Annotated in this window: 12 protein-coding genes; 4 read left to right on the top strand and 8 right to left on the bottom strand. The window is 73.1% G+C overall.

All coding sequences use genetic code 11. The annotated features are described in order from the left end of the window. The first annotated feature begins 231 nt into the window (after positions 1-231). Positions 232-4,209: a glycosyltransferase gene (locus tag P9K36_RS09280; protein ID WP_278306922.1), complete on the top strand. Its 3,978-nt coding sequence runs from the start codon at positions 232-234 to the stop codon at positions 4,207-4,209. Next, positions 4,206-4,925, top strand: a complete 720-nt coding sequence (locus P9K36_RS09275; protein WP_043345613.1) for a CatB-related O-acetyltransferase — start codon at positions 4,206-4,208, stop codon at positions 4,923-4,925. Before P9K36_RS09280 ends, P9K36_RS09275 begins: the two co-directional genes overlap by 4 nt. Positions 4,926-4,991: 66 nt before the next feature. On the opposite strand, the gene P9K36_RS09270 is transcribed toward P9K36_RS09275, so the two are convergent. The 7 genes from P9K36_RS09270 to uvrA form a co-directional block, all read right to left on the bottom strand. After that, positions 4,992-6,194 (bottom strand): Zn-dependent hydrolase, encoded by a 1,203-nt coding sequence (locus tag P9K36_RS09270; protein ID WP_043385894.1) that lies wholly within the window; start codon positions 6,192-6,194, stop codon positions 4,992-4,994. 50 nt (positions 6,195-6,244) lie between these two features. After that, on the bottom strand, positions 6,245-7,672 hold the full coding sequence (gene trmFO, locus P9K36_RS09265) for a methylenetetrahydrofolate--tRNA-(uracil(54)-C(5))-methyltransferase (FADH(2)-oxidizing) TrmFO (protein WP_043345618.1): 1,428 nt from the start codon (positions 7,670-7,672) through the stop codon (positions 6,245-6,247). Between the two features lie 76 nt (positions 7,673-7,748). Further along, positions 7,749-7,895 (bottom strand): DUF1127 domain-containing protein, encoded by a 147-nt coding sequence (locus tag P9K36_RS09260; protein ID WP_012318555.1) that lies wholly within the window; start codon positions 7,893-7,895, stop codon positions 7,749-7,751. 283 nt (positions 7,896-8,178) lie between these two features. Then, entirely contained in the window at positions 8,179-8,448 is a 270-nt protein-coding gene (locus P9K36_RS09255; RefSeq protein ID WP_043345620.1) for a hypothetical protein, read from the bottom strand. A gap of 212 nt (positions 8,449-8,660) precedes the next feature. Continuing rightward, the gene (locus tag P9K36_RS09250; protein ID WP_043345622.1) at positions 8,661-9,635 is read right to left on the bottom strand and encodes a S1C family serine protease; all 975 of its coding nucleotides are present in this window, start codon (positions 9,633-9,635) and stop codon (positions 8,661-8,663) included. 262 nt (positions 9,636-9,897) lie between these two features. Beyond that, entirely contained in the window at positions 9,898-10,878 is a 981-nt protein-coding gene (locus P9K36_RS09245; protein WP_043345625.1) for a transporter, read from the bottom strand. A gap of 681 nt (positions 10,879-11,559) precedes the next feature. Beyond that, entirely contained in the window at positions 11,560-14,679 is a 3,120-nt protein-coding gene (gene uvrA / locus P9K36_RS09240; RefSeq protein ID WP_043345627.1) for an excinuclease ABC subunit UvrA, read from the bottom strand. 442 nt (positions 14,680-15,121) lie between these two features. Between uvrA and P9K36_RS09235 the strand changes: the two genes are divergently transcribed. Beyond that, complete coding sequence (locus P9K36_RS09235; RefSeq protein WP_043756719.1) at positions 15,122-16,303, top strand: MFS transporter; 1,182 nt, start codon at positions 15,122-15,124, stop codon at positions 16,301-16,303. Positions 16,304-16,306: 3 nt separating this feature from the next. Here P9K36_RS09235 and P9K36_RS09230 read toward each other — a convergent pair whose 3' ends face one another. Beyond that, positions 16,307-16,732, bottom strand: coding sequence for a cupin domain-containing protein (locus P9K36_RS09230; RefSeq protein WP_043761082.1), 426 nt, complete (start codon positions 16,730-16,732; stop codon positions 16,307-16,309). Positions 16,733-17,534: 802 nt separating this feature from the next. Between P9K36_RS09230 and P9K36_RS09225 the strand changes: the two genes are divergently transcribed. After that, positions 17,535-19,583 carry a nitrate- and nitrite sensing domain-containing protein gene (locus P9K36_RS09225; RefSeq protein WP_043756717.1) on the top strand — a complete coding sequence of 683 codons (2,049 nt, stop codon included), beginning with the start codon at positions 17,535-17,537 and terminating at the stop codon, positions 19,581-19,583. The last annotated feature ends 272 nt before the right edge of the window (positions 19,584-19,855 follow it).

Here is a 19,855-nt window from a genome sequence, read left to right as displayed (position 1 = left end):
CGGACGGTGCCGGCGACCCACGGTTTACGGATTCCGCCGGTTCCGTTAGTGCGACAGGTGTCCGACAGGATGACCGCTCCCGCGCCGCCTTGCGCCCCCGACGCTGCCCGCCAGCTGCCGCCCATGACCCGATCAGAGCCCCGCGCCTCGACCGCGCCCGCCCGGCGGGCGGCCGATGGATGCCGCGCCTCGTGACGGCCCGCGGCGAACGCCCCTCCGCAGAGTCCTGAGATGCGCCGCGGCTCCGACGGGACCGGCCGGACCTCGGCCCTGACGCGGATGCGGCGCCGCCTCGGCCGGCTGCGCGATCCGCTGGCCAAGCCGGCGGCGCTGCACCGCCGCTGGGCCGGTGCGGCGACCGGTGCGGATCTCGAGGCGCGCCTGATCGGCGCCCTCGCCCCGCATGTCGACGCGGCCTTCTACGCGAGCTGGTACGGGATCACGGCCGATCCGGTGCGCGACTACCTCGTCCACGGCTGGCGTGAGGGCCGCGACCCGCGCCCCGACTTCGACTCCGCCGCCTACCTCGCCGACCGCCCCTACCTCGCCCGGGCCGGCATCAACCCGTTCCTGCACGCCCTCACGCGCCGGCGCGCCCGGGCCGGCGGCGAGGGTGGCGGCGAGGGTGGCGGCGAGGGCAGCAACGCGGGCGGGGCGGCCGGCGCGCCCCTGCCCAAGCCCGACACGGCCCAGGCCGAGCGCCTCGCCCGCCGCCTCGTGGACAGGGCCTTCTACCTGGCCAACAACCCCGACCTCGCCGCCGCCGGCGTCGATCCGGTCGACCACTACATGGCCTCCGGCTGGCGCGAGGGCCGCGAGCCGGCACCGCAGTTCGACACCCTGGCCTACTGCCTCACCCGCGGCTTCACCTTCGCCACCCAGAACCCGCTGGTGCACTACGTCCGCAACGGCGGACCCGCCCGGCCGGACCCGGACGCGGCGCTGGCCCTGCGGATGGAGACCCTCGCCCCCTACTTCGACGCCGCCCATTACCGGCAGCGCCTGCCCGGCCCCCAGGCCGAGGCGCTGGCCGGGGCCTCGGACGCCGCGCTGCTGCGCCACTACGTGGCGGAGGGCTGGCGGGCGCGGGTCAGCCCGCGGCCGGACTTCGACCCGGCCGGCTTCGTGCAGGCCCGCGCGGGCAGCCGGGCGGTCGGCGACGACCCGTTCTTCCGCTACGTCGCCGAGACCCGGCTGTCCGGGGGCGCGCCGTTCGCCGAGCCGCACCGGCTGAACCTGCCGGCGGTGGATGCGGACTGGTACCGGGCGACCTACCCGGACGTGGGCGGGCGGGAGCCGTACCTGCACTTCGCCGAGGCGGGCTGGCGGGAGCTGCGCGACCCGGGGCCCGGGCGCTCGACGCTGGCCGCGCTGCTGGGCGTCTGCGGCCTGCGCCCGGCGCGGGCGCCGATCGCCGATACGGGCTGGCTGGGGGCGATCGGGCAGGCGGCCTGCGACCGGGACGGGCTCCTGGACCTGCAGGCGCGGCTGGTGGCGGGGCATTTCGACCACGGCTTCTACCGGGCGCGCTACGGGCTGTCAGAGGCGGACGACGCCGTGCGCGACTATTGCGACACCGGCTGGCGGAACGGCCGCAACCCCAGGCCGGATTTCGACGGACAGGCCTATTGCGACGCGCATCCCGGGGTGCGCGAGACCGGGCTGGCGCCCCTCGTTCACGTCCTCGCCACGGCCCTCCTGCACGGCGCCGACATCTCGGCCGGTGCCTTCCACCCCCGCTACGGCACGCCGGATTCGCGGGCGGCGGCGCTGGCCGACGAGGCCCGCCTGATCGCGCCGTTCTTCGACGCCGCCTTCTACGCCAAGCGCAACCCCGACGCCGCCGACGCCCCCGGCGGACCGCTCGCTCATTTCGTCGCCTACGGCCAGCACGAGGGGCGCGATCCGAGCGCGACCTTCTCCATCGCGTTCTACAGGGAGACCTACGGCCATCTCCTGGGTGCGGGGGAGTCGCCGTTCCTGCACTACGTGCGCACGGGCCGGGCCGCCGGGCTGATGGCCGCCCCCGAGGATCTCGGCACCTACCCGCCGATGGAGGCCCCCGCGCCCGACGCATGGGACCGCCTGCCCCGGGCCCTGCCCATCGACCAGGCCCGGGTCGTCGTGATCGTCCCGGTCTACAAGGGCCGCGGCGAGACCCTGCGCGCCCTCCACGCCTGCCTGTCCCAGCCCCAGGCCACCCCCTTCACCCTGCTCGCCGTCAACGACCGCTCCCCCGACCCGGAACTCACCGCAGACCTCGCCCGGCTCGCCGGCCGCGGCCTGTTCCACCTCGTCGAGAACGAACGCAACCTCGGCTTCGTCCGCTCGGTCAACCGCGCCCTCGGCCTGCGCCAGGGCCGCGCCGTCGTCCTGCTCAATTCCGACGCGCAGGTCTTCGGCGACTGGCTCGACCGGCTCGTCGCCCACGCAGACCCCAAGGTCGAACCCGAGGCCGCCCCCAGGGCCGAACCTGAGGCCGAACCCGGGGCGGGGCTGCGCGTGGGCAGCGTCACGCCGCTGTCCAACAACGCCACGATCTGCTCCTACCCGCGCTTCAACGCCAACAACACCATGCCGCTGGAGATCGACCGCGCCGATCTCGACCGCATGGCCGCGCAGGTCAACCGCGGCCACGCCGTGCCCGTGCCCACCGGCGTCGGCTTCTGCATGTACATGACCGCCGCCGCGCTCGACGCCGTCGGCGCCCTCGACGCCGAGGCCTTCGGCAAGGGCTACGGCGAGGAGAACGACTGGTGCCTGCGCGCCATCAAGGCGGGCTTCGTCAACCTGCTCGCCGAGGACGTGTTCGTCTACCATGCCGGCCAGATCTCGTTCGGGCTCGACGAGGGCGGCGAGTACGTCCAGGGCCAGGCGGCCCTGCTGGCCAAGCACCCCGACTACCCGGCCCGGGTCGGCCAGTTCGTCCAGGCCGATCCCGGCCGGCGCGGGCGGGCGCGGCTCGACCGGGCGCGGCTGGCCCGGCACTTCGCCGGCCGGGCGCTCCTGTACGTGACCCATTCCTGGGGCGGGGGCATCCAGCGGCACATCGACGACATGGTCGCCCAGGCCCGGGCCGAGGGCCTGAGCGTCGTGCTCCTGCAGATCGACCGGACCCGCAACCTCGAGGTCCACGTCGCCTACCGCAGCCCCGAATTCCTGTACCTGCCCAACCTCGACAGCCTGTACCTGCCGCGGGACGCGGACGAACTCGCCGGCTTCATCGCAGAGCTGGCGCCGGTCCTGATCCACGTGCACTCGCTGGCGGGGCTGCGCTGGGCGGCGGCGCGGGCGCTGATGGATCGGGTGGCGGGGTCGGGCCGGCCCTACGCCTGGACGCTGCACGACTACTCGCCGGTCTGCCACCGCAACCACCTGGTGCAGCCGGACGGGCGCTATTGCGGGCTGGCGCCGGTCAGCGCGTGCCGGGCCTGTCTGGCTTCGGACGCGGACGGGTTCGAGGAGCCGGATCCGGGGGAGCGGCGGGCGGCGTTCGGGGCGTTCCTGGCGGGGGCTTCGCGGGTGTTCGCGCCGTCCGCCGACACGGCGGGCCGGATCCGGGGCGTGTACCCGGATCTCGCGGTCACGGTCCGGCCGCATGTCGAGCCGGAGCGCAGCGTGCGCTCCACCGCCCTGCAGCGGCCCGGACGCGTCCGCCGCGTCGCGGTGCTCGGCGCGATCAGCGCCACGAAGGGCGGGCTGTTCCTGCAGGCGCTGGCCACCGACGCGCAGGATCGGAAGCTGCCTTTGCGCTTCTCGATCGTGGGCTTCTCCGACCCGGCCCTGGCCGTCGGCCTGGAGCAGGTCGGGGTCGCCCAGACCGGGCGCTACGCCGGCGACCACGAGGCCCTGGACCTGGTCTGGCGGGTCTCGGCCGACCTGGTCCTGTTGCCGGCGATCTGGCCGGAGACCTACTCGTACGCGCTGACGCTGGCGCTGCGCACCGGCCTGCCGGTGGCGGCCTTCGACCTCGGCGCACCGGCCGAGCGGCTGCGCGCCTATCCGAACGGCCACCTGCTGCCCTGCGCCCTCGTCACCGACCCGGCCGCCTTCAACGACCGGCTGCTCGCCCTCGACGTCTCGGATGCGGGGCGATTCTCCGGACCGATCCGGGCCGCCGTCTACGGCGACCTGCTGCACGATTATTATGGCCTGGACCCGGCACCGGCCGGGTCGGAACGCCGCCGCATCGACGAGGACGCCGCATGATCTCCGTCAACGAGGACATGAAGCAGGAGATGCTGCGGCGCGGCATCTCGGTGCTGCATCCGGCTCCGTTCGGACTGCCGGAGGACTGCACCTTCGAGCCACCGTGCAGCATCAAGTGGATGGGCATCGATTACTGCCTCACCATGGGAGCCTTCTCGTACGCGGTGAGCGGCTACTATTTCGGCGCGGACATCGCCCGCTACTGCTCGATCGGCGAGAGCGTCCAGGTCGGGCGCGGCAGCCACCCGGTCCATTGCGGCTCGACCTCGCCGCTGTTCTACACGCACCACTCGGCGGTGTTCGACCGCCTGGACCCGCGGGCGGAGGATTACGAGATCTGCGGCCCCTATCTGTGGCCCAAGCGCGTGCGCATCGGCAACGACGTCTATATCGGCCACGGCGCCTTCCTGATGCCCGACATCACGATCGGCGACGGGGCGATCATCGGCGCCATGGCGGTGGTGACCAAGGACGTGCCGCCCTACGCGATCGTGGCCGGCAGCCCGGCCCGGATCGTGAAGATGCGCTTCCCCGACGCGCTGATCGAGCGCTACCTGAAGGTGCAGTGGTGGCGCTACGCCTTCTGGGACCTGCGCCAGTGCTCGATCACCGACCCGGAGAAATTCCTCGACGCCGTGGAGGAGCGGATCGCCGGCGGGATGCAGGAATACCGGCCGGACCTGATCCCGATCCAGTCGCTGCTGCCGGGCGCCTGAGGTCCGGGGCGCCGCGACGGCCCGTTCCCTCCGGCCGATCGGCAGAGAGCCCGGGGCACGGTACGCTCACCCCGCCAGCACCCGGGCGGCCGCGTCTCCGAGCGCCCGCACCCCGAGGGCGAGGTCGGCGTCGCTCGTATCCTCCGCCCAATGGTGGCTGATGCCGCCGATCGAGGGCACGAACAGCATCGCGGCCGGCAGGATCCGGGCGACGTTCTGCGCGTCGTGTCCGGCCCCCGAGGGCATCACCTGCCATCCGCCGGGGCAGACCCGCTCGGCGGCCTCCGAGAGGGCGCGCATCAGGTCCGGGTCGCAAGGGGCGGGGATCGCCTTGGAGAGAGCCGTCAGCGTCGCCGGGCAGCGCTCGCGCCGGTTCGATTCGCGCACCAGCGCCTCCAGGCAGGCCTCCATCCGCTCCAGCACCGGCATCGCCACGTCGCGGAACTGGAAGAACACCTCCGCCCGGCCCGGGATGATGCTGAAGCCGCCGGGATCCAGGGTGATCCGCCCGGTGGTCCAGGTGCTGCGCGGGCCGCAGACCTTCGGAAACGCCTGGTCGATCGCCGCCAGGAGCCGCACCGCCGAGAGGCCCGCGTCCCGGCGCTCCGCCATGGTGGTGCCGCCGGCATGGTCCTGGTTGCCCTCGAACACGATCCGGAACTGCCAGATCGCCACGATGCCGCTCACCACGCCGAGATGCAGGCCGGCGGATTCGAGCTGCGTGCCCTGCTCGATATGCATCTCCAGGAAGCCGCGGTAGCGGCCCGGATCGAGCCGCATCCGGGGCAGGCCGGCCAGGCCCGCGGCTTCGAGCGCCGCGCGCAGGGGGGTGCCGTCGGTGCGGTTGCGGGCTTCGTCGATCTCGGCCTCGGTCAGGTCGCCGATCGCCGAGCGGCTGCCCAGGAAACCGCCGGAGAAATGCCCCTCCTCGTCCGCGAAGGCGACGACGTCGACGGGCAGGCCGGCCCGGGCCAGCGCCACCCCGGCCACGACCCCCAGCGCCCCGTCGAGCCAGCCGGCCTCGTTCTGGGTCTCGATATGGCTGCCGACCAGGAGATGCGGGCCGGGGCCGCGGTGGCGCCCCAGCACGTTGCCGATCCCGTCGATGGAGGCCGCGAGCCCGCAGGCCTCCAGCTTGGCCATCAGCCAGCGGCGGGATTCCATGTCCTCGGGCGAGAAGGTCGGCCGGTGGACGCCGGTGCGGAACCGGCCGATCTCGCGCAGGGCGTACAGGTCGGCCAGGAAGGCGCGGGTGTCGATCTCGATCATGCGGGGCCCGGATGCTGGAGGGCGCCCCCCTGCAAGCCGCATGCGCCTTCCTATTCCGCCGCCGCAGGTCTCCAGTCCGCCGGCTGCGTCCCCGCCATCCAGGCGGCGAGGTCGGTCCGGGCCCGGTCGGTGAGCGCGCGCTTCTTCAGCGCGGCCTTCTCGGGCCCGCGCAGGCGCCGGCCGGTCTCGTTGCGGGGGGCCTGCGCGAGCGGCGGGAACAGGCCGAAATTGACGTTCATCGGCTGGAACGAGCGCGGGGCGTTGGCCTCGCCGTCCGCCGCGACGTGGCCGCCGGTGATGTGGGCGATGAGCGCGCCGAGGGCCGTCGTCTGGGGCAGGGGGGCGAGGGGCCGGCCGGCCGCCTCGGCGACGGCGAAGCGGCCGGCCATCAGCCCGACCGCGGCACTCTCCACGTAGCCCTCGCAGCCGGTGATCTGGCCGGCGAAGCGCAAGGCGGGCCGGGCCTTCAGCCGGAGGGTGGCGTCGAGGAGGCGCGGGCTGTCGAGATAGGTGTTGCGGTGCAGGCCCCCGAGGCGGGCGAACTCGGCCCGCTCCAGGCCGGGGATCGTGCGGAAGATCCGGACCTGCTCGGCATAGGTCAGCTTCGTCTGGAAGCCGACCATGTTGTAGAGGGTGCCCAGCGCGTTGTCCTGGCGCAGTTGCACGATCGCGCAGGGCTTGACCAGCGGGTCCCGCGGGTTGGTGAGCCCCACGGGCTTCATCGGGCCGTGGCGCAGGGTCTCGGGCCCGCGCTCGGCCATCACTTCGACGGGCAGGCAGCCGTCGAAATAGGGCGTGCCCTCCCATTGCTTGAACCCGATCTTCTCGCCCGCCACGAGGGCGGCCACGAAGGCGTCGTACTGCTCCCGGTTCATCGGGCAGTTGAGATAGTCCGCCCCCGTGCCGCCCGGCCCCGGCTTGTCGTAGCGGGACTGGAACCACGCCACCTCCATGTCGATCGAGTCGCGGTGGACGATGGGCGCGATGGCGTCGAAGAAGGCGAGGGATTCGGCCCCGGTAAGCCCCCGGATCCCCTCGGCGAGGGCGGGTGCGGTGAGCGGGCCGGTGGCGACGATGCAGGGGCCCCACGCCTCCGGCGGCAGCCCCTCGACCTCCCCGCGGACCAGGGTCACGTTGGGATGCTGCTCCAGGGTCCGGGTCACCGCCGCGGAGAACCCCTCCCGGTCGACCGCCAGCGCCCCGCCCGCCGGCACTTGGTTGGCGTCGGCCGCCCGCATGATCAGCGAGCCGAGCGTGCGCATCTCCTGATGCAGCAGCCCGACCGCGTTGCCCTCCGGGTCGTCCGACCGGAAGGAATTCGAGCAGACGAGCTCGGCGAGCCCGTCGGTCTGATGGGCCTCGGTGCCGCGCACGGGGCGCATCTCGTGGAGCACGGCGCGATGGCCGGCCTCGGCCACCTGCCAGGCGGCCTCGGATCCGGCGAGGCCGCCGCCGACGATATGGATGGTCTGTGTCATGCCTGAAAATAGCGAAGGACCGCCGCCCGGATCAACGGGCAACGGTCCTTCACGGCGTTCGGCTCGGACGCTGGGATCAGACGCGGGCGACGCCGCGGATCTCGCTGCGGTTGATGCCGAGATCGGCCAGGTCGCGGTCCGACAGGCGGGACAGCTGGGAAACGGTGTCGCGGTACCGGAGATAGGCGCGGACGCGGCTCAGGACGCTACGGGCGGCGGACATGGTGTGCTGTGACCTCTGTTCGAGCAGACGACGGCGCCTCATTGCGCATCGCTGCCTCTTGTTGGTGCAACGCACATATAATCCCGCCGCAGCGCAGCAGGAGTCGCAAGGTCAAGCATCAGACCTGCGGAAAGTGCATACCGAGCTTAAGAAACCGGCAAGGTTTCCAAATGGTCATTCTTTGTGCGCATGCAGGCCCCGGAAAGCCTCCCACAACGCGCGACGGGCGCCCCGCCGGTCGGCGGGACGCCCGTCATGCCGTTCGAATCGCCCGGCGCGAGGCTCAGTAGAACGGGCGCGGCCCGTAGAAGCCGTAGGGCCGGTAGAACGGCCGCGGCCGGTAATAGCCGCCATAGCCACCATAGTAGATCGGCCGCCGCCAGTATCCGTAGGGCCGGGGCCCCCAGTTCGGCCGGCAGATGCCCCAGGGATTCGGGTGGAAGCCGGGGCCGCAGCCCCCGGCCGCCTCGGCGGTGCCCGCGAGCCCGAGGCCGCCGGCGATCGCGGCGGCCATCACGAGCGCCTTCGCGCGCGGTGCGCTCAGAACCGTCATGACTGGATCTCCTCAACGCTTCCGGCGGATCGGGAGCCGGTCGTTGCAGATTCGACGCCGCCACCTGAACAGTCGCTGAGCCGTAAGTTGTGCCCGGTACAGGCCCAAGACGGCACCCAAGACGGCACCCAAGACGGCACCCACGACGGCACCCACGACGGCACCCGCGGCGACGCCGCCCGGAGCGCGACGGCTGCGCGCTCCGGGCGGCCTCAGTGCAGCGAGGGCGTGCGCAGGAACCGCTCCCGGTCTCCGGAGACGAGAGCGAGCTTCACGCCGCGCCCCTCGCGGCGGACCGTGAGGGGCACCCGCACCCCGGCCTCGCCGAGCGCCCAGACGCTGCGGAACAGGGCGGCGAGATCGGCCACCGGCTCGCCGGCCACCGCCTCGATCACGTCGCCGGCCTGGAGGCCGCCGGTCTCGGCCGGACCGTTATCGGCGAGGCCCATCACGACGATGCCCTCCTCGCTCTCGGTGGCGTAGAGGCCGAGCCAGGGGCGCGGCGGCCGGTTGGCCCGCCCGCGCGTGGCGAGGTCCTCGAGGATCGGCGTCAGCAGGTCGATGGGCACCACCATGTTGATCGGCCGCGCCGCGCCGGCGCCGCCCTGCTGCAGCTGCAGCGAGCCGATGCCGAGCAGGTCGCCCTGGGGACCGATCAGCGCGGTGCCGCCCCAATGCGGGTGCGCGGGGGCGGTGAACAGCGCCTCGTCGAGGACGTATTCCCAGTAGCCGGCGAATTCCTGCCGGGCCACGACCTCGACGGCGACGCAGCGCTGGCGCCCGCCCGCCCCCGCCAGCACGGCCCGGTCGCCGGTCTTCAGCCCGGCCGAGCGGCCGAGCGGGAGGGCCGGCACGCCGAGATCGCCGAGCGCCTGGACCAGGCCGAAGCCCGTGGCGGCGTCGAAGCCGAGGACGTGGCCGGGCACCGAGCGGCCGTCCCGGGTGGTGAGCCAGACGCTCTCGGCCTCGGTGACGAGGTAGCCGATGGTGAGCACGAGACCGTCCTCGCGGATCACCACGCCGTTGCCGGCGCGCTCGGTGCCGAGCGTCTCGGCGGTGAACGCGCTCTCCGGGATCCGCGCCGACAGGGCCAGCACGGCCGAGAGCGCCCGGTCGAGGTCGTAGCCGTAATCCGCGGGCCTGGGCTGGGCCTGCGCGGGGATCTTCCACTCGCCCTGCGTCGCCATGACTTTCCTTCGGCTCGTCCGCCTGCGCTCCGGTCGGCGCCGGAGCCGCGCCATCGGCACACCATAGGATGTCAGCGCCGCCCGCGTCACCCGCGGTCGGTTGCGACCCATGGAACGGGCCCGTTCGGGGCGGCCCGCGGCGGGGCCGGCACAACAAAAAACCGCCCGGCGGTGCCGGGCGGCGCGCCGTCCCGGAGGACGGCCTGTCGGAGATCCGGGCGTCCCCGCCGCGCGGCGGGGAGCCCGGTGTCTCGGGTTGGTCTCAGTACTTGCGGACCAGGGCCGCCGGGACCGGCGAGGCGGCCGGGGCCGGCGAGTAGAGCGGCACGATGAACCGGATCCAGCCGTCGGTGGAGTAGTTGTCGCGGGTGCGGCCGAAGGCGTTGGTGTACTGCGCGCCGGTCACGACGTCGCGGGCGACGTAGGCCTGGACGGTGAAGATCTTGAAGTCGTAGCCGACGAGGCCGCCGATGGCGAAGCGGCCGCGGTTGCCGGCCGCCGCGCTGGCCTGGCTGATGTCGAAGTTGTAGGTGCCGTAGGCGATCGGGCCGATCTCGAAGTTGCCGAACTTCTTCGTCGCGGTGAGGTCGAAGTTCAGGGCGTCCGAGAGGCGGATCGGGCCGATGGCGGCGCCGACCTGGCCGGGGAAGCGGCCGGGCGAGTCGTAGATGTTGGCGGTCAGGTTGGCGGTGATGTTCCAGCCGTCACCGGTGTAGCTGCCGGCGATGCCGAAGCGGTAGGTGTTGGAGGAGAGCTGCGGCAGGACCGGGGTGGCCGTCGTGCCGTTCGCGGTGATGATCGAGCCGCGGTCGCCGTTCAGGTCGTTCAGGTAGGCGCCGCCGAGCAAGCTGACGCCGAAGTTGTTGCCGAGGTCGAAGGCCCAGATGCCGCCGACGAAGGTGCCGACGTTGATCGAGATGTCCTTGTTGCGCACGCCCGCCGGGTTGCGGGTGAAGGCGAACACGGTCGGGGGCGCCACGAGCAGCTCGACGCGGCCGCCGAACGGCACGAACGGGGTCGACCAGACCAGGACCGGGATGTTGACGGCCGTGTCGGGCGAGTTTGGCGCGTCGGTGCGGCGGTAGGTGAACGTGTTGATCGCGTAGAGGCCTTCCGGCAGCGGCGCGCCGACGGCGAGGCCGACCTGCTCGCCGGGAACCGTGGTGGTCTGCGCCTGGGCGATCGTCGAGGTCATGCCGACCGTGAGCGCGACCGCGCCGGCCGCGAGCCAGTTCTTCATCATTTTCTCATTCCTTCCCAAGGTCCCACGGCTTCCGTCCCGCATTCGGCACTTCCTTGCCGGTCTGCTCGCCAATCGCGGCTGCCGGCTTCGGACCTACCGAGCGCCCCCACGGAGCCTGCCCGTCTCAACGTCTGCGACTATTCTACAGAGACCTGCGGAAAGACAGTGGAATGCTCGCCGAAACGCCACAACCGGCTGAACCGTTGCGCAAAAGCCGCATTTTTGCGGCGATGCAACACTGTCCACAGACCCTGCCCAAACGGGGGGTCCGGCAAAATATCGTTGAATGGTCAAGCTGTTGTCGCGCCGGGGCACGGGAGAATCCGGCAAGGCCGGGGAGGTGATCGGGCAGGCCGCCGGGCGGGCCGCCCGGCCGGGATCCGGACCGGAATCCGGCTTCGAACCGGCCCGCGGCTGGCCCGAACCGGCGCCCCGCGGCTCGAATCACCGCCCGGCCGGGCGGATATGCGGACGGCACCCGGCAGAAACTGCCGCGCCGGCCTGCGATCGGGCCGGTCCGAACCGCCTGCCTCGTCCCGTCGGGCTCGCGGATTTGCGCGTCCCCGGAGGGGCCGATCCTCCGGGGCCGCGCGTCCCGCCCGTCCCGTGTGGGGGAGGGCCCGCGGCCGGCCCTGTCGCCGGTGCGTCCGACGCCGCAGCTTACCCGGAAGGTTTGGCGCGCTACTCGGCGGCGCGGCCTCGGCGCGCGGGCGCCGCGGGGCGCCGCTCCAGCACCTCGCGCAGGAACCGGCCGGTATGGCTGGCCTTGGAGCGGGCGATCTCTTCCGGCGTGCCCTGCGCCACGACCCGGCCGCCGCCGTCGCCGCCCTCGGGACCCATGTCGATCACCCAGTCGGCGGTCTTGATCACTTCGAGGTTGTGCTCGATCACCACCACGGTGTTGCCCTGGTCGACCAGCTCGTGGAGCACCTCCATGAGCTTGGCGACGTCGTGGAAGTGCAGGCCGGTGGTCGGCTCGTCGAGGATGTAGAGGGTGCGCCCCGTGGCGCGCTTCGACAGCTCCTTGGAGAGCTTCACCCGCTGCGCCTCGCCCCCCGACAGGGTCGTGGCCTGCTGACCGACATGGACGTAGTGCAGGCCGACCCGCTTCAGGGTCTCGAGCTTGTCGCGGATCGCCGGCACCGCCTTGAACAGCTCGGCCGCCTCCTCGACGGTGGAATCGAGCACGTCGGCGATGGACTTGGCCCGGTACTTCACCTCCAGGGTCTCGCGGTCGTAGCGCTTGCCCTTGCAGACGTCGCAGGTGACGTAGACGTCGGGCAGGAAGTGCATCTCGATCTTGATGACGCCGTCGCCCGAGCAGGCCTCGCAGCGCCCGCCCTTCACGTTGAACGAGAAGCGCCCCGGCTGGTAGCCCCGCGCCTTGGCCTCGGGGAGGCCCGCGAACCAGTCGCGGATCGGCGTGAAGGCGCCGATATAGGTGGCGGGGTTCGAGCGCGGCGTGCGCCCGATCGGCGACTGGTCGATGTCGATGACCTTGTCGAGGTGCTCCAGCCCCTCCAGCCGTCCGTAGGGGGCCGGGTGCTCCAGGGCGCCGTTCAGCTTCTTGGCGATCGCCTTGTAGAGGGTGTCGATCACCAGGGTGGACTTGCCGCCCCCCGAGACGCCGGTGATGCAGGTGAAGGTGCCGAGCGGGATCTCGACATCGACATCCTTCAGATTGTTGCCCCGGGCGCCGAACAGGCCGAGCTTGCCCTTGCGGCCTTTTCGGCGCGCGGTGGGCGTCCGGACTGCCATCTCGCCCGTGAGGTATTTCGCGGTGAGCGAGGCCGGGTTGGCCAGGACCTCGGCGGGCGTCCCCTGGGCGATGATCTCGCCGCCATGGATACCGGCGCCCGGGCCGACATCGACCACGTAATCGGCCTGCAGGATCGCGTCCTCGTCGTGCTCGACCACGATCACCGAATTGCCGAGGTCGCGCAGGCGCTTGAGCGTGCCGAGCAGCCGCTCGTTGTCGCGCTGGTGCAGGCCGATCGACGGCTCGTCCAGGACGTAGAGCACGCCGGTGAGGCCGGAGCCGATCTGCGAGGCCAGCCGGATGCGCTGGCTCTCGCCGCCCGAGAGGGAGCCGGAGCCGCGGGCGAGCGTCAGGTATTCGAGGCCGACATCCACCAGGAAGCTCAGCCGGTCGCGGATTTCCTTGAGAATTCTGACCGCGATGGCGTTCTGCTTCGCCGTCAGCTTCTCCGGCAGCTCCGAGAACCAGCGATGCGCCTCACTGACTGAGAGGGCCGTGACATCGGCAATGTCGGCCATGGCGACCTTCACGGCGAGCGCCTCGGGCTTCAGCCGCTTGCCGCCGCAGGCGGCGCAGGGCGTCTCGCTCATGAAGCGCCCGATCTCCTCCCGGACGGCGTCCGAGTCGCTCTCCTTGTAGCGGCGCTCCAGGTTCGGGATCACGCCCTCGAAGGGCTTGTTGACCGTGTACTTGCGCAACCCGTCGTCGTAGGCGAAGCGGATCGCCTGCTTGCCCGAGCCGTAGAGCACGATGGCACGGGCCGTCTCCGACAGGCTCTGCCACGGGACGCTGGTCTTGAAGCCGAAATGCTCGGCCAGCGCCTCCAGGGTCTGCCCGTAATAGGGCGAGGTCGATTTCGCCCAGGGGCCGACGGCGCCGCGCTTCAGGCTCAAGCCGGGGTCCGAGATCACCAGCTCGGGGTCGATCCGCATCTCGTGGCCGATGCCGCTGCAGGTCGGGCAGGCGCCGAACGGGTTGTTGAACGAGAACAGCCGGGGCTCGATCTCCGCGATGGTGAAGCCCGAGACCGGGCAGGCGAAGCGCGACGAGAAGGTGATGGTCCGGGGCGTCTCGCCCTCGGGGGCATCCGCGAACACGACCTCCGCGATGCCATCGGCCAGCTCCAGGGCCGTCTCGAAGGACTCGGCCAGCCGCGAGCCGATATCGGCCCGGACCACGATGCGGTCGACCACCACGTCGATGTCGTGCTTGAACTTCTTGTCGAGCTTGGGCACGTCGTCGATGGCGTAGTATTCGCCGTTCACGCGCAGGCGCTGGAAGCCCTTCTTCTGGTACTCGGCGATTTCCTTGCGGTACTCGCCCTTGCGACCGCGGACCACGGGGGCCAGCAGGTAGAGCCGGGTCTTCTCCGGCAGTTCCAGCACCCGGTCGACCATCTGCTGGACGGTCTGGCTCTCGATCGGCAGGCCGGTGGCGGGCGAGTAGGGAATGCCGACCCGCGCCCAGAGCAGGCGCATGTAGTCGTAGATCTCGGTGACCGTCCCGACGGTGGAGCGGGGGTTCTTGGAGGTGGTCTTCTGCTCGATCGAGATCGCCGGCGACAGCCCGTCGATCTGGTCGACGTCGGGCTTGGACATCATCTCCAGGAACTGGCGGGCATAGGCCGAGAGCGACTCGACGTAGCGGCGCTGCCCCTCGGCGTAGATCGTGTCGAAGGCCAGCGACGACTTGCCCGAGCCCGACAGCCCGGTGAACACCACGAGCTTGTCCCGGGGGATCGTCAGGTCGACGTTCTTGAGGTTGTGCTCCCGGGCCCCCCGGACCGCGATGACCCGCCGGTCATGGGCGCTCGCCGGCGCGGCGTCGAACAGGGCCGCCAGCTTGGCGTCGATCGCGGCCTCGGCAGCCGCCCCAGGGCGGGCGGGCTTTTCGGACTTCGCGCGGGCCGGCTTGGGCTGCGGGGCCGGGGCGGCGGTGGCGGCTTTCGGAGCCTTGGACGCCGTCTGCGCGGCGGCTGTCGGGGCAGCTTGGGCGGCGCCGGCGCGGCTTGCGGCACGACTTCCAGCTTGGGCTTTGGCCATGAGGGCGGCGGTCTTTCGAGGCGTCGACGCAGTCGGATCGGATCCGGATCGGATTCGCGCGCGGGCCAGCCGCCGCTCCGACACATGTCGAGCCCGAGGGGGCCGACGGCAAGGTGGGGCCGGCGGGACGCAGGTCCGTCATGCGCCGCCCTTGCTAGAACGAAACGCGTACGGCGGCAACCGCTCGGCGAACGAGCCGCCGCCCTTGCGCGCGCGGCAAAGCGTTCCGGCAGCGCCCGAGCGGGCGTCCAACCGGTCGTCCGAGCGGGCGCGCGAGGGCGCCTGCGAGGAACCGGGCGAGTCGCCGACGCATGGGGCCGCCGGTGTCCCCTCCGGGCGCGCGGCACGGCGCGCGCGACGACGGCCCGGTGTTGCACCGCGGGAACCGAGGCCCCACGTCGCCGGGATCCACCCTCGGACTCGACTCCATCGACAGGTGCCGATGCCAGCGCTCGACCTGACCGACCCGGTCGCCCTCGGCGGGGCGGGGGACCGGAATGCGGCCCGCGGACAGAGCGTGTCCACGCGGCTGCTGTTCCTGATCGTGGGCATCGCCAACGCCACCTGGGCGCCCCTGGTGCCGCTGGTGCAGGACCGCGCCGGCCTCGACGCGGCGGGGCTCGGCCTGCTGCTCCTCACCTTCGGCATCGGCTCGATCCTGGCGATGCCGAGCGCCGGGGCGGCGGCTTCGCGGCTCGGTTTCCGGCCGGTCCTGCTCGCCGGCACGCTGGCGATCGGCCTCGCCCTGCCGGTGCTGGCCGTGGGCGATGGGCTCGTGGAGCTCACCCTGGCGCTGGTGCTGTTCGGCGCCGGGATGGGGGCGGTGGACTGCGTCATGAACCTGCAGGCCGTCGTGGTGGAGCACGCCAGCGGGCGCCCGATGATGTCGGGCTTCCACGGCCTCTACAGTCTCGGCTGCATCCTGGGGGCGCTGATCGCCAGCGGCCTGCTGGCGGCCGGGCTCGGCGCGGGCTGGAGCGTGCTGCTCCTGGTCGCCGGGATCGCGGCCCTGTTCGCGGCCGCCTGGCCCGGGATCCTGCCGGCGGAGCGGGCAGGGGGGAGCGGAGTCCCCGCCTTCGCGCGCCCCCGGGGCATCGTGCTGGTGCTGGGCCTGCTCTGCTTCGTGGTGTTCCTCACCGAGGGCTCGGCCCTCGACTGGAGCGCGGTGTTCCTGATCCAGCAGCGAGGCCTCGATCCGGCCTGGGCGGCGCTCGGCTACGCGGCCTTCTCGGTGACGATGACGGCCGGGCGCCTTGCCGGCGATCGGGTCGTGGCCCGGCTCGGGCGGCGGCCCGTGGTGGTCTTCGGCGGCCTCCTGGCGGCCGCCGGACTCGCGCTCTCGGTCCTGGTCCCGGCCTGGGAGGCGGCCCTCGCCGGCTACGCCCTGGTCGGGGCGGGCTGCGCCAACATCGTCCCGGTCCTGTTCACGGCGGCCGGCCGCCAGACCGCGATGCCCGCGCGCGTGGCGGTGCCGGCGGTGACGACGCTCGGCTATGCCGGGGTGCTGGCGGGCCCGGCGCTGATCGGCTTCGCCGCGCAGGCTTTGGGCCTGTCCGCCGCGCTCCTGCTCGTGGCGGCCCTGCTCCTCGCCGTGGCGGCGGCCGGGCGGTCCCTGCCGGTGTGAGGCTCACGCCTCGGCGTTGCGCGCCATGAAGGTGGCGGGGCTGCCGTCCTCTGGGTTCACGAAGACGATGTCGGTGGGCGCCCGCCGGGGGGTGTCGATCGCGAGGAACACCACCTTTTCCGCGGGATCGATCTCCGGCATGGCGTGGACCGTGCCCTTCTCGAAGACCAGGAGCTGACCGGGGCCGAATGCGGTCGCGGCGGCCGGGTCGCCCAGCCAGACCGTGCCCCGGCCCGACAGGCAGTAGAGATACTCGTCGCAGGTGGCGTGGTAGTGCGGCGGAGTCGGCCGGTAGACCCGGAACACCCGGGCGCTCGCCGCCTCCCGGTCGGTCAGATAGGTGTCGACCAGGAGGGTCTGGGCGCTGCCGGGCAGCGCCGCCGCCAGCGCCGCCACGTCGAAGATGCCGGTCCCCGCCGCGTCCGCCATCGCCTCCGCCTCCGCCTCCGACATCACGTCCTCCTCACTCCGAAGACCGTCGCGCACGATCCTGTCCTCGGCCCGCCCGCTCTCGATCGGCGCCGGGGCGCGCCGCGGGCTCGCGGCGTCGATCCCCCCGTCATGCTCACCCAGGGTGGTGCGCAGGCGCCCCGCGTCAACGCGGCGAGACAGCCCGTCGAGGCGTGCGCCCCGGCGGCGACGTCCTGCGGGCCGCCCATCCTGCGGGCCGCCCATCCTGCGGGCCGCACATCGCGCGCCGGGACGACGGGAACGCCCGGGGCCGCCACAGGCTCCGGCGCTTGCGGAGCCCGAAATCAGCCGCTCCGGGTCGTCGATCGGGGTGACGAGCGGGGTGGCGAGAGCGACGATCCCGGCCCGGGGGGCGGCGGTGGCGGAGACGACGCGGGCCGGGGCGCGGAAAGGCGCAGCTGTCGCCCCCCGCTGGAGAGGACCCGGCGGTTCAGGGCGCTCCGGCGGCGGCGGTCCCGCATGACCCGGCGCAGGGTCACGATCCCGCGCCCCGCAATAGAACCGGGGGAGCGAATTCCCCGGACGGCCTCCGCCGAAGTACCGCCGCTGATGAAAGACGGCCCGCCCCCGCACGGGCGATCCCCGGAACCGATGATCCCCGCGCTGAAGACCTGGCAAACCTGCACACCGACAGCGCCGCCCCGATCGAAACTGCCATCCGATCAGGCAGAGCTGCACCGAATCCGGGCAGGTCAGCATAACCAGATCTTTATGACCTGCGGCCAAGCTCCGTTCTGTTCTCCGAGATGTCCTGCCGCCGATGATCCTCCTCTCCTCGCTTCGCGCCCGGATCCTGGTCGTGGCGCTCGCCCCCAGCCTCGCCTTCGCGGGGGCCGCCGGCTGGACGGTGTCCGACCAGTGGGCGCGGCGCGCCGAGATGGACCGGGTGGAGAGCCTCGTCGGCCTCGCCTCGCGGATCAGCGCCTTCGTGCATGAGGCCCAGCGCGAGCGCGGCGCCTCCAGCCTGTTCCTGGGCGCGAAGGGCGCACAGTTCGGGCCCGAACTCGCCGCCCAGCGCGTGCGCACCGACGCGGCGCTCGCAGACCTTCCCGGGGCGATGGCGGCGGCCACGCAGTACGGCCCGGCCTTCGCGGCGCGCGGCGCGGGTTTCGGCCAGGCGCTCGCCGGGCTCGCCGACCAGCGGCGGGCGGTGGACGCCCTGACGGCCGGCGTCCCCCAGGCGGCCGGCTACTACACCGGCCTGATCGGCGAGGGGCTCGGGCTCGTGCGGGCGATGGGCGGGGCGATCGACGAGGCCGGCCTCGCCGCCCGGGCGAACGCCTACGCGGCCTTCCTGGCCATGAAGGAAGCCGCCGGCCAGGAGCGGGCCGCCGCCTCGGCGGTCTTCGCCTCCGGCAACCTGGACCTCGCGGCCGCGCGCCGGCTCGCCACCCTCTCGGCCGAGCAGGCGACCTATGCGGGCCTGTTCCGGGCCGGGGCCGAGGCCGCCCAGACGACCCTGCTCGACGCCGCCGAGGCGACCGAGCCGGCCCGGGCGGTCGCGCGCCTGCGCAGGATCGCCCAGGAAACGATGCCGGGGACGCCGCTCGCCTTCCGCGACGCGCCTTCCTGGTTCGGCCTCGCCACGCAGCGCATCGATGCCCTGAAGGGCGTGGAGGACCGGCTCACCGCCGATCTGGAGGCCGCCGCCGGCGCCCTGCGCGCCCGGGCGGACCGGATGCTGACCCTCTGGATCGCCGGAGGCCTCGCCCTGTTCGCCCTCTCGGCCGGCCTCGCGGTCTGGCTCGGCACCGCGATCGCGCGCCCCCTCGCCCGGATGGCGCAGGTTCTGACCGCGATCGGCCGGGACCAGGGGACGGCCGATCTGGCGATCCCGTCGGGGGGCCCGCGGGAGGTCCGGGCGATCGCCGCCGCCGCCGTCGCCTTCCGCGACAGCGTCGCCGAGCGTCGCGCCGCCCGGGCCGCGCAGGAGCGGCTCGCCGCCGAGGCGAGTGCCGCGCAGCGCGCCGCCGCCCTGGGCCTCGCCGACAGCTTCGAGCGCCAGGTCGGCGGCATCGTCGCGGCCGTCTCGGCGGCGGCCGCCCAGCTGGAGGCCTCCGCGCACGGCATGGCCCGGACCGCGCAGGACACCACGGATCTCAGCCGGACGGTGGCCGGATCCGCCGATTCGGCCGCGCGCTCGGCCGACACGGTGGCGGCGGCCACCGAGGAACTCACCGCCTCGGTCCGGGAGATGGGCGTACAGGTGGGGGCCTCGGCCGACCTCGCCGCCGCCGCGACCCGGGACGCGGACGGGACCGCCGGCGAGGTGCACCGTCTCGCCCAGGCGGCCGGGAGCATCGGGGAGATCGTCGCGATCATCTCGCAGATCGCCGGTCAGACCAACCTGCTGGCGCTCAACGCCACGATCGAGGCCGCCCGCGCCGGCGAGGCGGGCCGCGGCTTCGCGGTGGTCGCCGCCGAGGTCAAGGACCTCGCCACCCAGACCAGCCGGGCCACCGAGGAGATCGCCGCCAAGGTCGCCGAGATCACCGGCTCGACGGAGGCCTCGGTCCGGTCCATCGGCAGCATCACCGAGGTGATTCGCAACCTCGCCCGGATCGGGGCCGAGATCGCCGCCATGGTCGAGGAGCAGGGCGCGGCCACCGCGGAGATCGCCCGGACCACCGCCCAGACCTCGCAGGACACCCGCGGGGTCTCGGGGCACATGGCGGGCGTCGGCGAGGCCGCCGCCGCGGCCAGCCGGGGCTCCGAACAGGTGCTGCGGGCAGCAGGGGACCTGTCCCGCCAAGCCAGCGACCTGCGGGAGGCCGCGGAGGGCTTCCTCACCCGGATCCGGGCGGCTTGAGCCGGGGCTTCCGAAGGGCGCGCCCTCGGACGGGGTGTCGGGGCGGCGCCCCGGCGTCACCGGGCCATGCCCGACGGCAGGGCACCCCCTGCACCCGCGAAGGGTCCCGGCGCCTTCGAATCCGGGATCTGTCGTGGGTCCTGCCGCGGCCCAACGCCGGGACGCCCCGCGCCCTCAGTCCACGCCGGCCTCCGGAACCGTGCCGGAAGGTCAGGAGCGCCACATCGATCTGGCCGAGGCGGTGAGCGCGCGGATCCGGCGCGGCCGAATCG

The sequence above is a fragment of the Methylobacterium sp. 391_Methyba4 genome (assembly GCF_029691625.1).
Lineage (GTDB): Bacteria > Pseudomonadota > Alphaproteobacteria > Rhizobiales > Beijerinckiaceae > Methylobacterium > Methylobacterium fujisawaense.
The sequence above is the reverse complement of the archived record's forward strand: the minus strand, read 5'-3'. Positions and strand labels throughout refer to the sequence as shown.

Excerpts from the sequence above, each read along its gene's own strand:
- P9K36_RS09280 (WP_278306922.1), top strand. The coding sequence starts at position 232 with ATGCGCCGCGGCTCCGACGGGACCGGCCGGACCTCGGCCCTGACGCGG.
- P9K36_RS09275 (WP_043345613.1), top strand. The coding sequence starts at position 4,206 with ATGATCTCCGTCAACGAGGACATGAAGCAGGAGATGCTGCGGCGCGGC.
- P9K36_RS09270 (WP_043385894.1), bottom strand. The coding sequence starts at position 6,194 with ATGATCGAGATCGACACCCGCGCCTTCCTGGCCGACCTGTACGCCCTG.
- trmFO (WP_043345618.1), bottom strand. The coding sequence starts at position 7,672 with ATGACACAGACCATCCATATCGTCGGCGGCGGCCTCGCCGGATCCGAG.
- P9K36_RS09260 (WP_012318555.1), bottom strand. The coding sequence starts at position 7,895 with ATGTCCGCCGCCCGTAGCGTCCTGAGCCGCGTCCGCGCCTATCTCCGG.
- P9K36_RS09255 (WP_043345620.1), bottom strand. The coding sequence starts at position 8,448 with ATGACGGTTCTGAGCGCACCGCGCGCGAAGGCGCTCGTGATGGCCGCC.
- P9K36_RS09250 (WP_043345622.1), bottom strand. The coding sequence starts at position 9,635 with ATGGCGACGCAGGGCGAGTGGAAGATCCCCGCGCAGGCCCAGCCCAGG.
- P9K36_RS09245 (WP_043345625.1), bottom strand. The coding sequence starts at position 10,878 with ATGATGAAGAACTGGCTCGCGGCCGGCGCGGTCGCGCTCACGGTCGGC.
- uvrA (WP_043345627.1), bottom strand. The coding sequence starts at position 14,679 with ATGGCCAAAGCCCAAGCTGGAAGTCGTGCCGCAAGCCGCGCCGGCGCC.
- P9K36_RS09235 (WP_043756719.1), top strand. The coding sequence starts at position 15,122 with ATGCCAGCGCTCGACCTGACCGACCCGGTCGCCCTCGGCGGGGCGGGG.
- P9K36_RS09230 (WP_043761082.1), bottom strand. The coding sequence starts at position 16,732 with ATGGCGGACGCGGCGGGGACCGGCATCTTCGACGTGGCGGCGCTGGCG.
- P9K36_RS09225 (WP_043756717.1), top strand. The coding sequence starts at position 17,535 with ATGATCCTCCTCTCCTCGCTTCGCGCCCGGATCCTGGTCGTGGCGCTC.